9 protein-coding genes are annotated in these 13,901 nt (G+C 73.5%); 6 read left to right on the plus strand and 3 right to left on the minus strand.

What is annotated here, in order from left to right:
- Window positions 1-37 precede the first annotated feature (37 nt).
- Genes KZQ38_RS14910 through KZQ38_RS14930 form a run of 5 tightly spaced genes read left to right on the plus strand, consistent with a single transcriptional unit; the run spans window position 38 to window position 5,302 of the window.
- On the plus strand, window positions 38-1,147 hold the full coding sequence (locus KZQ38_RS14910) for a zinc-binding dehydrogenase (RefSeq protein ID WP_219442419.1): 1,110 nt from the start codon (window positions 38-40) through the stop codon (window positions 1,145-1,147).
- A 15-nt stretch (window positions 1,148-1,162) separates the two neighbouring features.
- Complete coding sequence (locus tag KZQ38_RS14915; protein ID WP_219442421.1) at window positions 1,163-2,119, plus strand: aldo/keto reductase; 957 nt, start codon at window positions 1,163-1,165, stop codon at window positions 2,117-2,119.
- Window positions 2,120-2,148: 29 nt separating this feature from the next.
- On the plus strand, window positions 2,149-3,123 hold the full coding sequence (locus KZQ38_RS14920) for an alpha/beta hydrolase (protein WP_219442423.1): 975 nt from the start codon (window positions 2,149-2,151) through the stop codon (window positions 3,121-3,123).
- On the plus strand, window positions 3,120-4,106 hold the full coding sequence (locus tag KZQ38_RS14925; protein WP_219442425.1) for an alpha/beta hydrolase: 987 nt from the start codon (window positions 3,120-3,122) through the stop codon (window positions 4,104-4,106). Before KZQ38_RS14920 ends, KZQ38_RS14925 begins: the two co-directional genes overlap by 4 nt.
- Window positions 4,103-5,302 (plus strand): multidrug effflux MFS transporter, encoded by a 1,200-nt coding sequence (locus KZQ38_RS14930; protein ID WP_219442427.1) that lies wholly within the window; start codon window positions 4,103-4,105, stop codon window positions 5,300-5,302. The genes KZQ38_RS14925 and KZQ38_RS14930 overlap by 4 nt, the downstream gene beginning before the upstream one ends.
- A gap of 3 nt (window positions 5,303-5,305) precedes the next feature.
- Here the strand turns inward: KZQ38_RS14930 and KZQ38_RS14935 are convergent, their stop codons facing one another.
- The 3 genes from KZQ38_RS14935 to KZQ38_RS14945 all read right to left on the minus strand — a co-directional run bounded on the left by KZQ38_RS14935 (window position 5,306) and on the right by KZQ38_RS14945 (window position 10,172).
- Window positions 5,306-5,713 (minus strand): DUF3592 domain-containing protein, encoded by a 408-nt coding sequence (locus KZQ38_RS14935; RefSeq protein WP_219442429.1) that lies wholly within the window; start codon window positions 5,711-5,713, stop codon window positions 5,306-5,308.
- Window positions 5,714-6,027: 314 nt separating this feature from the next.
- On the minus strand, window positions 6,028-7,182 hold the full coding sequence (locus KZQ38_RS14940; RefSeq protein WP_219442431.1) for an FAD-dependent monooxygenase: 1,155 nt from the start codon (window positions 7,180-7,182) through the stop codon (window positions 6,028-6,030).
- A 41-nt stretch (window positions 7,183-7,223) separates the two neighbouring features.
- A complete protein-coding gene (locus KZQ38_RS14945) occupies window positions 7,224-10,172 on the minus strand; it encodes an AfsR/SARP family transcriptional regulator (protein ID WP_219442432.1) in 2,949 nt (982 codons plus the stop codon).
- 87 nt (window positions 10,173-10,259) lie between these two features.
- Here KZQ38_RS14945 and KZQ38_RS14950 point away from each other — a divergent pair, with 87 nt between their 5' ends.
- A complete protein-coding gene (locus KZQ38_RS14950) occupies window positions 10,260-13,895 on the plus strand; it encodes a DUF4132 domain-containing protein (protein WP_219442433.1) in 3,636 nt (1,211 codons plus the stop codon).
- Window positions 13,896-13,901: the final 6 nt, after the last annotated feature.

Here is a 13,901-nt window from a genome sequence, read left to right on the forward strand (position 1 = left end):
CGGCGTGCGCGCGCCTCCCGCCACCGGAAGGAGTCCGATGACCGTCCCGACCTCCACCCGTGCGGCGGTGCTGACCGAGCACGGCAAACCGCTGCACCTCACCGAACTCCCGCTGCCCGCCGAGGTCGAACCCGGCGCGGCCCTCGTGCGCGTCTCGTGCGCCACGCTGTGCGGCACGGACGTGGAAATCTGGTCCGGCAAGATGAGCTTCCCCGGGATGCTCCCGATGGTGCTGGGCCACGAGATGGTGGGCGAGGTGGTCGCCGTCGGACCGGGCACCCGGGACGCGCTCGGCCGGGACGTCCCGGTCGGCGCGCGGATCGGCTGGTCCGAGTCGACCTGCGGCGAGTGCTACGGCTGCACCGTCCTGCGCGAGCCCGTCGCGTGCTCGCGCAGGGGTTACGGCTTCCTGCAACGGTCCGACGTCCACCCGTTCGCCACGGCCGGCCTCTGCGAGTACGCCTACGTCGTGCCGGGCGCGGCGAAGCTGCTGCTGCCCGACGAGCTGCCGGACAGCTGGGCCGCGATGGCCGGGTGCGCGGCCAAGACCGTGCTCCGCGCGTTCCACACCGCGGGCGGCGTGACGCCGGGCTCGCGGGTCGTGATCCAGGGCTCCGGCGCGCTCGGCCTGTTCGCCACCGCCGTCGCCCACATCAGCGGCGCGGGCAAGGTGATCACCGTCGGCGCGCCGGACTCGCGCCTGGCGCTGGCGGGCCGGTTCGGCGCGGACGCGGCGGTGAACGTCGCGGAGGGCTCGGACGGCATCGTCGAGCGCGTCCGGGAACTCACCGACGGCCACGGCGGCGACCTGGTGATGGACTTCGCCGGCGCGCCGTCGGTCGGCCGCGAGGCCGTCGCCATGGCCGCCCAGCGCGGCCGGGTGGTCATCGTCGGCAGCACGGGCCCGGACAGCGCGCCCCTGCCGCTCGGCACGGTGATGGGCAAGGAGCTGACCGTCGTCGGCTCGCTCAACGGCGACATCGCCGACTACCACCGCGCGGTCGAGTTCTTCGGCGCGTTCGCCGACCGGATGCCGTGGCAGGAGCTGTTCGGCGAGCCGGTCGGCCTGTCCGCCGCGTCCGACCGGATCGAGGCCATGCACCGCCTCGACGAGGTCAAGGCCGTCATCGACCCCCGTCTTCCCTGACCGTAGGAGGCCACCTTGTCCACCCTTCCCCGCCGTCGGGTCGGTACGTCCGATCTGGACGTTTCGCTGCTGTCCCTCGGCTCCTGGCACACCTACGACCGCATGGACTTCGCCGACGCCGTCGCGATGATCCGCAAGGCCGTGTCCGCCGGTGTCAACCTGTTCGACGTCGCCGTCTACGGGATGCCCGGGATGCCGCCGGTGTTCACCGACGTCATCTGGAGCGCGATCATGCGTGCCGCGGGCATCCCCCGCGACGAGTACCTGGTGTCCGCGAAGCTCTGGCTGGAGGGCTTCGGCGACCGCGGTTTCCGCCCGCAGCTGGAGAACGCGTTCCTGCGCGGCGGTTTCGACGTCGCCGACCTGGTGGTCCTCGGCGACCTCCGCCGGGACGACATCGCGCTGGAGGACCTGGTCGACGACCTCGCCGACCTGACCCGCGCCGGGCTGATCCGCGCGTGGGGCGTGAACAACTGGTCCGCGACGAACATCCGCCGGCTGCGCGAGATCGCCGCCGAGCGCGGTGTCCCGGGCCCGCAGATCGCCCAGCTCAAGTACAGCATCGGCCGCCGGTCCATCCCAGACGGCGAGCCGTTCGCCGCGTTGTTCGCCGACGGGTTCACCATGCAGGCGTCGGACGTGCTCGAAGGCGGCATCCTGGCCGGCAACACCGACCCGGCGCGCGAGGTCGGCCGCGACCCCGGCGGCATCCGGGAAACGCTCAAGCAGCACGCGCCGGGCGTCGTCGAGGTCGCGCGGCAGCTCGGCACGAGCGCGGCGCGGTTGGCCGTCGCCTTCACCCTGACCCACCCGGCCAACGTCACCACCCTGTTCGGCGCGTCCAAGCTGTCGCAGCTGGAGGACAACCTCGCCGCGGTCGACCTGGTCCAGCAGGTCGGCGCCGAGGAGATCCGCACCCTGGTCGAGCCGTTCTGGGCCGACCGCGGCGTGGTGGACCCGGAGGGACCGTGATCTCCCAACCCGTCAGCGAGGAGCCTGCCGTGACCCACACCCCCGTCCCGTTCGACCCCGAGATCGAGCCCGTGCTGGCGCAGGTGGTGCCCGCCGACGCGCCGCCGTTCACGCCGGAGACGATCCCCGGTATGCGGCAGGCCATGGCCGCGATGTTCCCGCCCGCCGCGGAAGCGGTCGGCGACGCGCCCGTGGACGTCGTGGAGCGCATCATCCCCGGCCCCGCCGGCGAGCCCGACCTGGAGATCACCGTCATCTCCCCGCGTGGTCTCGACCGGCCCGTGCCGGGCGTCTACAACATCCACGGCGGCGGCATGATGGTCGGCCACCGCAACATGGACGTCTCCCGGCTCCTCGACCTGGTCCTGGAACTCGGCGTGGTCGCGGTCAACGTCGAGTACCGGCTCGCACCCGAGCACCCGCACCCGGCGCCGGTGGAGGACTGCTACGCCGGTCTCGTGTGGGTCGTGGAGCACGCGGCGGAGCTGAACATCGACCCGGAGCGGGTCGTCGTGATGGGCGGCAGCGCGGGCGGCGGGCTCTCCGCCGGCGTGGCGTTGCTGGCCCGGGACCGGGGCGGCCCCGCACTGGCCGGTCAGCTGCTGCTGTGCCCGATGATCGACGACACGAACACCACGGTCGCGAGCCACCAGTACAGCGGGCTGGGCACGTGGACCCGGGAGTCGAACATCGCCGGGTGGCGGTCGCTGCTGGGCGACGCCGTCGGCACCGACGCGGTGTCGCCGTACGCCGCGCCGACCCGCGCCACCGACCTGTCCGGGCTGCCGCCCGCGTTCATCGAGGTCGGCAGCGCCGAGCCGTTCCGGGACGAGGACACCCAGTACGCGCTGCGCATCTGGGCCACCGGCGGGCAGGCCGAACTCCACGTGTGGAGCGGCGCGTTCCACGGGTTCGACATGTACGCGCCGGAGTGGCACCTCAGCAAGACCGCGATCGAGGTGCGGAACTCGTGGCTCCGCCGGGTCCTGGGGCTCGGGAGGTGACCGCCGGGCAGCACCGACCCGTCCCGTACGACCCCGAGCTGGAACCGGGTCTCGCGGCGTTCCTCGACCTGGTCGAGCGGATCCCGCTGCGGGCGGACACGATCCTCGCCAACCGGGCGCACTTCGCGACCATCATCCCGCCGGTCGAGCAGATCGTCGGCGACCGGCCCGTCCTGGTCGAGGACCGGGTCGTCCCCGGCCCCGAGGGCGCGCCGGACGTCGTGCTGACCGTCGTGCGCCCGAAGGACGGCGTGCCGGCGGGCGCGCCCGCGTTCTACAACATCCACGGCGGCGGGATGGTCCTCGGCAACCGGTACTTCGGCATCGACGGGCTGATCGAGGACGTGCTGCGGTACGGCGCGGTCGGCGTGTCGGTCGAGTACCGGCTGGCGCCGGAGCACCCCGCGCCCGCGGCCGTCGAGGACTGCTACGCGGGCCTGGTGTGGCTCGCGGAGCACGCCGACGAGCTGGGGGTGGACCCGGGTCGCGTCGTGGTGACCGGCGCGAGCGCGGGCGGCGGCCTGTCCGCCGGCGTGGCGTTGCTGGCCCGGGACCGGGGCGGCCCCGCGATCGCCGGGCAGATGCTGATCTGCCCGATGATCGACGACCGCAACGAGAGCGTGTCCAGCCTCCAGTACGACGGGCTCGGCGCGTGGGACCGCAACAACAACGACACGGCGTGGAACGCCATCCTCGGCCCGTTGCGCGGCACCGACGAGGTGTCGCCGTACGCGGCGCCGGCACGCATGGCGGACCTGTCGGGACTGCCGCCCGCGTTCATCGACGTCGGCGCGGCCGAGGTGTTCCGGGACGAGGCGACCGAGTACGCGTTGCGCATCTGGGCCACCGGCGGTCAGGCCGAACTCCACGTGTGGGCGGGCGGTTACCACGGTTTCGCGGGCTTCTCCCCCGCCGCCGAGGTGTCCCGCGCTGCGGTGGCGGTCCGGTCGTCGTGGCTGCGGCGGGTGTTGCGGACCCCATGAGCCTGCGCCGGGTAGCCGTCGTGCTCGGGCTGCTGGAGACCTTCGGACCCATCTCGATGGACCTCTACATGCCCGCGCTGCCGCGGCTCGCGACCGACCTCGACACCAGCGACAGCCTGGCGCAGGCGACGATGTCGGCGTGCATGCTGGGCCTGGCCCTCGGCCAACTGGTCCTGGGCCCGCTCAGCGACCGGTACGGCCGACGCCGGCCACTCCTGGCCGGCGTCGGGCTGTTCGCGGTGCTCTCCCTGGTGTGCGCGGTGACGCCGTCCATCGAACTGCTGCTGGCGGCGCGCTTCTTCCAGGGCCTGTGCGGCTCGGCGGGCATCGTGATCGCCCTGGCCGTGGCCCGCGACCTCGCCGACGGCGTGGAACTGGTGCGGCTGCTCGCGCTGCTCACCACGGTGGGCGCGATCGCGCCGATCGTGGCGCCCGTCGTCGGCGGCCAACTGGCGCCGGTGATGGGGTGGCGCGGCATCTTCGCGGTGCTCGCCGGGATCGGCGTCCTGCTGTTCGTGCTGGCGTTGACCGCGTTGCCGGAGAGCCTGCCACCCGGAGCCCGGCAGGCCCGCGGTGGCGCGCGGGAGTTCGGCGCGGTGCTGCGGGACCGGTTGTTCCTCTGCTTCCTGCTGGTCGGCGCGTGCGGCGGTGCGGCGTTCTTCACCTACCTGGCGTCGGTCAGCTTCGTGCTCCAGGGCAGTTTCGCGCTCAGCCCGCAGCTGTTCAGCATCTGCTTCGCGGTCAACGCGGTCATGTCCGTCATCGGCGCGCAGGTCAACCGCGCCCTGGTGCGCCGGGTGGGTCCCGCCCGGATGTACGCGATCGGGACGACCACGACGGCGGTCGCCGCCATCGCGATGGTGGTGGCCGTGGTGTGCGACGCGGGCCTGCTCGGCCTGCTGATCCCGTTGGCGCTGCTGATGTTGGCGAGCGGCGGCACGCAGGGCAACGGGTCGGCGCTCGCGTTGTCCGGTCACCGGGAGCGCGCGGGCACGGCGGCGGCGCTGCTCGGCACGGCGTCGTTCGCCGTGGGTCCGCTCGTCGCGCCGCTGGTGTCGTTGAGCGGGACCAGTCCGTTCTCCATGAGCCTCACGATGGCGATCGCCTACGGATGCGCCGTGGCGCTCGTGTGGTTGGCGGTGATGCCCCGCTTGCGCCACCAAGCGCGTCAGGACGTCGAAGCCGTGCCGACCTGACCGTCAGAAGGGGAAGAACAGGACGTAGGCGAAACCACCGCTGATCCCCCCGGTGACGGCCAGCGGCAGGAGGTTCGAGAACAACGGCCGCCAGGTGCCGCCACGACCGACCGTGGTGGCGGTGCGGCCGGGGTTCCGACGCCAGTAGCGCACGAGGACGGGATCGTTCTCCCGGAAGCCCCACGGCGCTTCCTCCTCGAACTCGAACGCGGCCCCGTACCCGATCGAGAACCGGTACACGGCCATGGTGGTCGGGTTCTCCCCGGACGTCTGCCGGAACCGGACCAGGTAACCCGTGGCGCGCTCGCCCCGGAACTGGAGCAGCAACCGGGAGAGCGTCCGGTACGCGAAGTACCCGAACAGTCCGGTGCACGCGCACCAGGCCAGGAAGAACACCAACCTGTCGTCCATGCGCCGCAAGGTAACAACACTCCGGCGTCCCGGATCGGCGTTCGACACAGGACTGCCCGAACGTCCCGAACCACGTCACCCCGGTGCGAATCCACACCGGCAGCCCGGCAGATCAGCGCTCGACACAGGACCGCCCGAACCACGCCACTCCGGCGCGAACCCACACCGACACCGACAGCCCAGCAGGACCAGCACTCGACACAGGACCCGCCGAACCACGCCACCCCGCTGCCGGTGTCACGCCGACACCGACACCCCAGCAGGACCAGCACTCGACACAGGACCGCCCGAACCACGTCACCCCGCTGCCAGCGTCACACCGACACCGGCAGCGGGTAGTCCGGCAGGGTCGGGTCCGTCGCGAACCAGTCGGTCATCTTCAGCATCGCCGACAACACCGGCTTCGAGTTGAACATGGCGTTGCGCGCCCGGATGCGCAACGCGCTCGGCGGCGCGAGGAACGGGCCCGCGTTCGCCTTCCTGACCACCTTCGTCAACCCGCGCATCCGGTCCTCGTACCGGCGGAAGGCCACCACGTGGTCACCTCCCGCCACGCTCAACTCGCCCGCCAGCACGTACGCGCCGACGATCGCCAGGCCCGACCCGAACCCGCCCAGCGTGTTGCCGTACCCGGCGTCGCCGACGAGTGCGACCCGGCCCTTGACGCACGTCGTGGTCTCGACGCGGCTGATCGAGTCGAGGTACACGGACTCCGCGTCCGCGACGCGTGCCATCAGCTCCGGCACCCGCCACCCCGCGCCCCGGTAGGCGGCACGCAGGATGTCGCGCTGCGCGGCCACGTCGTACCGGTCGTAGGTCAGCTCCGCCGACGCGAACACGAAGAACGCCGGAGCTTTCGGCCCGCCGACCGCCACCATCCGACCCGGCTCGTTGTAGAGCTGCGGCTCGCCGCCGACGTCGCCCAGGTCCACCAACGCGTAGTAGTACCCGAGATGCCGCACGTGGTCGCGTTCCGGGCCGAACGCGAGTCGTCGGACCGTCGAGTGGATGCCGTCCGCACCCACCACGAGGTCGAACGTGCGGGGCGCGGCGTGCCGGAAGGTGACGTGCACGCCGTGCGGCGTCTCGGTCAGCGATGTCACCGAGTCGCCGAACACGTACTCGCACTCCGCTGTCCGCTCGTGCAGCAACGCCGCCAGGTCACCACGCGGGATCTCGATCTCGCCACCGGTGAACGCGCCGGGGATCACCGCCAAGCGCCGTCCCGAAGCGTCCACGACGGTCTGGTCGACCCCGCCGGTCTGCCGGGACCGCACCGCGTCCAGCAGCCCCATCCTGGCCAGCACCGCGCGCTGGGTGGGGCCCTTGAAGTCGACGGCCTGCCCGCCCGGACGCGGCGCGGACGCCCGTTCCACGACGGTGACCACGCAGCCGAGCCGGTGCAGCCAGTGGGCGAGCGCGGGACCGCCGATACCCGCGCCGGAGATGAGGACCGTGGTGTTCTTCATGGCCATGAGGTTGGTCGGCGGCGCTGACAGTCCGCTGACAGTCACAGGCCGATGGTTGTCAGCGCCTCTTCCCGGCTCATCGCCGCACCTCGCGAGTACGCCGCGGCGAACGCCTCCACGCCGATCTCGTCCCGGGCACGCCGCGTCACGCGGGCCACGTCCGGGTCGCCGACACGTGCCGTGCCGCGCAACGCCACCGCCACGCCCAACCACAACGCCGCTCGCGCACCGTCCGCCGACTCCGCCCGCCCCTCCACGACCAACGCGACCTCCGACGCCAACAGCGGCGTGCGGACCGCTCGGAGCGCCTGGTCGTGCCGACGAGCCGCCTCCCGGGGGTCGTCGGCCAGCCTGCCGAGCGCGGTCAGCACCCGGGCGGTCCGCCACCGCGCGCCGCCCTCCTCCTCGGCGAGGGCCCTCGCCAGCAGGTCCGCGGCGGTCGCGTGGTCACCGGTCGACCGCGCGACCTCGGCCAGACCGAGCAGCGCCTCGCCGGTCGGCCGGGCGAACCGGGCCGCCGCCCGCGTGAACGCGACGCGCGCCGCGTGCGTCTCGCCTTGCCGCAGCAGGCAACGCCCCTGGTGGCAGAGCAGTTCGCCGCACTCGTCGGCCGCGCCCAGCGCCTCGTACAACGCCAACGCCTCCGCCCAGCACGCGTGCGCCCGGTCCCACTCGCCGCGCCAGCCCTCGACGCGGGCCAGCCAGTCCAGCGACTGCGCCACGCCCCACCGCTCGCCGAGCGCCCGGAAGGACGCCAACGCCGCCGCCATGTCCCGCTCCCCGGCGGCGGGCGCGCCGTCCAACACCCGCAGCAGCGCGCGGCCGAACCCGGCCAGCGCGGCGTTCCACGGGTCCTCGCCCAGCAACGCGCCCGGATCGGCGTGCGGGTCGACCGGCGGACCCACGACCATGCCCCACAACGCCACGCCGAACGGGTGCCGCAGCTCCAGCGAACCCGACTCGACGATCCGCCGCGCCCGTTCCCAGTGCTCCGCCGCCGGGCGCGGCCACGCGTGCACGACGCAGCTCACGTACTCCTCGGCCAACCCGTCGGGCACGTCGCCGACGAGCAACGCCGCCGCCGCGTCGCCGGCCTGCGCCCGCCGGCCGCTCAACCACCAGTAGGCGGCCAACGCCGCCACCAGCCGCATACCCGTCTCGCGGTCCGCGTGCCGCAGGGCAGCCATCAGGTTGTCGTGCTCGGCGGACAGCCGGGCGAGCCACGTGAGCTGTTCCGCTCCCCTCAGGTGCGGATCGGCGCGTTGGGCCAACGCGAGGTGGTAGGCGACGTGCGCGCGCCTTACGTCCCGTTCCTCGGTTTCGCCCAGTTGTTCCACGCAGAACAGCCGGATCGTGTCGAACATGCGGTAACGGCCGTCCACGACCGTCACCAACGACTTGTCCACGAGGTCGGCGAGCACTTCGTCCGCGTCCTCGACACCGCACACCGCCTCCACCGCCGCCAGTGGCGCACCACCGGCGAACACCGCGAAACGACGGGCCAGCACGCGTTCCCGCTCGCCGAGCAGGTCCCAGCTCCACGCGACCACCGCGTGCAGGGTGCGGTGCCGTTGGGCGGCCGTGCGGTCACCGCGGGAGAGCAGCTTGAACCGGTCGCGCCCGGTCAGCCGGTCGGCGATCTCGGCCGCCGAGAACTGCCGCAGCCTGGCCGCCGCCAGCTCGACGGCCAGCGGCAGGCCGTCCAGCGCCACGCAGATCGCCGCCACCGCCGCGTCGTCCGGCGGCACACCGGGTCGAACGGCCGCCGCGCGGTCGGTGAACAGGCGGACCGCGTGGTCCAGGTCGAGCGGTTCCAGCGGGAGCAACGCCTCACCGGTCAGGCCGAGCGGTTCCCGGCTGGTCGCGAGGACGCGCAGCCGGGGGCAGCGGGTGAGCAGCAGGCGCACCAGGCCGGCGGCCTCCGCCACCACGTGCTCGCAGTTGTCCAGCACCAGCAGCAGGTCCCGGTCGAGCGCCGCGACCAGGCGGGCGACCGGGTCCGCGCGGCCCGGCCGCAGCCCCGACTCGCGCACCCCGAGCGCGGCCAGCACGGCGGGCGCGACGGCGTCACCGGCGGTGAGGCCGGACAGGTCCGCGAAGCACGCGTCCGGCGCGGTCCGGGCGGCGAACTCCACCGCGAGCCGGGTCTTGCCCGTGCCGCCCGGACCGCACACGGTGACCAGCCGGGCGTCCAGGTCGGCGAGACGGGCCAACTCCTCGTCGCGCCCGACGAAACCCGTCAACGGGGCCGGGACACCACGCCGGGTCACGGGCTCCTCGTTCCGGAGCACGGCCAGGTGGGCGGCGGCCAGGCCGGGTGTCGGGTCGACGCCCAGTTCGTCGGCGAGCCGCCGCCGTGCGTCCTCGAACTCGGTCAAGGCTTCCGCGGTGCGGCCTTCCGCGTGCAGCGCGCGCACGAGCTGTTCACGGAACCTCTCACGCAACGGATGCGCCGTCACGAGCGCACGCAGGCGTGCGACCGGTGCGTCCCCCATGGCGAGTTCGGCGTCCACGAGGTCTTCGGTGGCCGATAGGCGCAACTCCTCCAGACGCGCGGCCTGCGCCACGCCGTGCGGCAGGTCCGCCAGTGCCGGGCCGCGCCACAGCTCCAGCGCGTCACGAAGCGTGCGCGTGGCGTCCGCGACCCGTCCGGCGGCGAGGAGCGCGCGACCGTCGCGTGCCATCCGCTCGAAGACGTGCGCGTCCACGTCGTCCGCGTCGACGGCGATCCGGTAGCCGCCGCCGGTGAACTCGACGGAGCCCGGTGGCAGCACCCGGCGCAGCCGCGAAACCTGCGCCTGCACCGCGTTGACCGCCTCGGCGGGCGGGTCGTCGCCGTACTGACCCGCGACCAGGCGCTCCAGCGGGACCGGTCGGCCCGGCGTCAGCAGCAGCATCACCAGCACGGCACGGGGACGCGGCCCGCCGACCGGGACCACCTCCCCGTCGGGCGACCGCACCTCCACCGGACCGAGCACACCGAACCGCACGGTGCGATTGTCCCCGCCGATCCGGTCGGGACTGTCGTACCCCTGCCGTATTGTCCGCCGGGACTGGAGCAACAGGAGGTTTCGGGCGTGCGCAGGTGGGAACTCGTGGCGGCGACATCCGCCAAGTTCTGGGAGGTCGACCGCGCGGGAGCGGTGGTGACCGTCCGCTTCGGACGGCTGGGCACCGGCGGCCAGACGAAGAGCAGGGAACTGCCCACCGAGGCCGCCGCGACCGCGCACGTGACGAAGCTGATCGCGGAGAAGGAGCGCAAGGGCTACGCGGAGACCACGTCCGGCGCCGCTCCCGCGGGCCCGCCGAGCACGGCGGCCGGACCGGGCGGCACTTCCCACCCGGCCGCCGCCTCCGAACCGGCCGCCTCCGACCCGGCAGCCGCTCCGGTGCCGGCCGCGGCGGCCGACGACCGCACGACCCCCGGCGACTACCCCACCCCCGTCGGCGAAATCCCGACCGCGGCCGACGAGGACGTCCTCGTGTTCCCGCCCAAGTGGCGCGCCACCGTCCACCCCCGGCACGGCGGGCACGTCCCGTCCGACGTCCGCCCCGCGCCCAAGGCCGCCGGGCGGCTGCGCCGGTTCCTGGCCGAGGCCAAGGGCCTGGCGACCACCCTCGCCGACGACCGCACCGACCCGGCCCTGGCCGCCGCCCTCGACGCCTACCTCGCGGGCGGGGCCGACGCGGTCGGCGCGGCGTGCGCGGTCGCCATGACGGTGGAGCAACACCACGGCTCGCCCCCGGACCAGCGGCAGATCGCGGACGACCTCGTGCTCTCCCACGGTGTCGAGTTCGCCGCGCGGGCCGCCGTCGAACTGGGCCGCGTCGAGGTGCACGTGGGCAGGCGGCTCAGCGCCAACAGGCGGTGGCTCGCGCCCAGCGCACCGGGGCGGCTGGGTCACCGCATGATCTCGAACCTCCTCGACCGCGTGCGCCGCCTGATCGCCGCGCACCCCGACCAGGCGGGCGTGGCGGCAGCCGTCGCCGACCTCCGCACCACCACCCTGACCAGGCTGATCGCCTCCTACCTCGTCCCCACCCGCACCGGGTGGGTGGACGAGGTGCTGGACGAGGCGATCGCCGCCAACGCCTGGGCCGACTGGACCCCGTTGCTGGCGAGCATCGGCACGGTGGAGCAGTTCCGCCGGGTCCTCGACCACGATTACGTCGCCTGCAACCTGGGCAACACGAACGTCCTCCGCACGGTCGTGGACGGCGTGGGGCCCGCCGCGGCACCGGTCCTCGCCCGCCTGCTGGACGGCGAGAAGCAGCGCGACGCACGGCGACCGCTGGTCGAGACCCTGGCCGTGCTGCCGACCGACGAGGCGTTCGACCTGCTGCTGGCCCGCGTCGACCAGCCGTCGGCGGAGAGCGCGGTCATCGACGCCGCGCGGCGGTTCCCGCGCCGCGCGCTGCGCCGATTCGCCGCGCACGCCGGGAACCGCGTGGTGCGGAACGTGTTGCACGCCCACGTCCGGGCGCACGGCGAGCTGGTGGCCGAGCTGCCGGAGGACGTCCGGCAGGTCGTGGCGGAGGTCGAGGCCGACTACCGGCAGGCCCCGGCCGCCGACCCGGCGACGCTGCCCGCGCTGCTGGTGCGGCCACCGTGGACGGTTGGGCACGACGTGGCGAAACCCGTTGTCCTGAAGGGGATCGAGGCCCCGCGGGACACGCGGGTGGCGTGGGCGCCGGGTGAGCGCGAGGAGTGGCTGGCCACCAGGGACACCTACTTCCAGCTCCGCGACGCGGACTGGCCGAAGCTGGTACGCCACCTCCAGACCAGCGCGCACTACAGCGACCACCAGCGGATGTCGTTGTTCCTGCACGGTCCGGTGGAGGACGCCCGGCCGCTGCTGGCCCAGTGGCGGTCGCAGTACACCTGGAACGCCGAGCAGTGGGGCCGCCTGCTGGCCGCCCGGTTCGAGGCCGACGCCCTGCCCGCGCTGCTGGACGTCGCGAAGTCCCGACCCGCGGTGGCGGTCGGCTTGCTGATGCCGTTCGTGGACGGCCGGGTCGCGCACCTGATGGCGGGTTGGCTGGTGCGCTCGAAATCGGCCCGTGCGGAGGCGATCACATGGTTGCGCCGCCACGCCGCCGACGCCGCACGCCACCTGGTGCCGACCGCGCTCGGCGCGCCCGGCGCGGCCCGCCGGTCCGCCGAGGCCGCGCTGCGGCTGATCCCGGCGGAGGCGGTCGCGGCGGCCGGTGCGCACGGACCGGCGGCGGAGGCCGCGATCCACGCGCTGACGACGGTCGACCCGCTGGACGTGCTGCCGGTGAAGCTGCCCTCGCCCGGCGACTGGGCCGATCCCGGGATGCTGCCGCAGGTCCTGCTCGCGGACCGGCGGCACGCCCTGCCGCACGAGGCCGTCGGGCACGTGATCACCATGCTCGCCATGTCCACTCCGGACGACGTGTACGCGGGCGTGCCGGTGGTGCGGGAGCTGTGCGACCCGAAGTCGCTGGCGGAGTTCGCGTGGGCGTTGTTCGAGCGGTGGCGTGGCGCCGGGATGCCGTCGAAGGACGGCTGGGCGCTGGGCGCGCTGGGGCTGCTCGGCGACGACGACACCGCCCGCCTGCTCGCGCCGCTGATCAAGGCGTGGCCCGGGGAGAGCGGGCACGCGCGGGCCGTGGCGGGGTTGGACGTGCTGGCCGCGATCGGCACCGACGTGGCGCTGGTGCAGCTCAACAGCATCGCCGTGAAGGCGAAGTTCAAGGGCCTCAAGCAGCGGGCGCAGGAGAAGATCGAATCGGTCGCGGCCGGTCTCGGGCTCAGCGCCGAGCAGCTCGCCGACCGCCTCGTGCCGGATTTCGGCCTGGACGACGCGGCGACGCTCACCATCGACTACGGGACGCGCCGGTTCCTGGTCGGCTTCGACGAGCAACTCAAGCCCCACGTCGTGGACGACACCGGCAAACGCCGCAAGGACCTGCCGAAACCCGGCGCGAAGGACGACCCGGAACTGGCACCCGCCGAGCACAAGCGGTTCGCGCAGTTGAAAAAGGACGTCCGAGCCATCGCGGCCGAGCAGATCGACCGGCTCGAAGCGGCGATGGTGCGGGGACGCCGCTGGTCGGCGACCGAGTTCCGCGAGCTGTTCACCGGACACCCCCTGCTCTGGCACATCGTCCGCCGCCTGGTGTGGACCACCACCGACGGACACTCCTTCCGCCCCGCCGAGGACCGCACGCTCGCCGACGTCCACGACAACACCTACACACTCCCCGACAACACACACGTCGGCATCGCCCACCCCCTCCACCTCGGCCACGACCTCCCCGCCTGGGCCGAACTGTTCGCCGACTACGAAATCCTCCAACCGTTCCCCCAACTCGGCCGCCCCGTCCACCACCTCACCACCACCGAACGCACCGCCCAACGCCTCACCAGGTTCGAAGACGTCTTCGTGCCCACCGGCCGCATCCTCGGCCTCACCCAACGCGGCTGGCAACGCGGAACGCCGATGGACGCGGGCATGGAGGCGTGGGTGCTCCGGCCGCTGCCGAGCGGCGGCTCGGTGGTGGTCAACCTGGACCCGGGCATCGCGGTCGGCATGGTGGACGAGTTCCCGGAGCAGAAGCTCACCGAGATCTGGGTGCACGACGAGCAGGACGGCGCGTGGAGCCCGCGCGGCGAGCTGACCTTCGGCACGCTCGACCCGGTCACCGCGTCCGAGCTGATCGCCGAACTGACCGGCCTGACGAGCTGAACCGCG

Source organism: Saccharothrix obliqua (genome assembly GCF_019375475.1).
In the GTDB taxonomy this organism is placed as follows: Bacteria; Actinomycetota; Actinomycetes; order Mycobacteriales; family Pseudonocardiaceae; genus Actinosynnema; species Actinosynnema obliqua.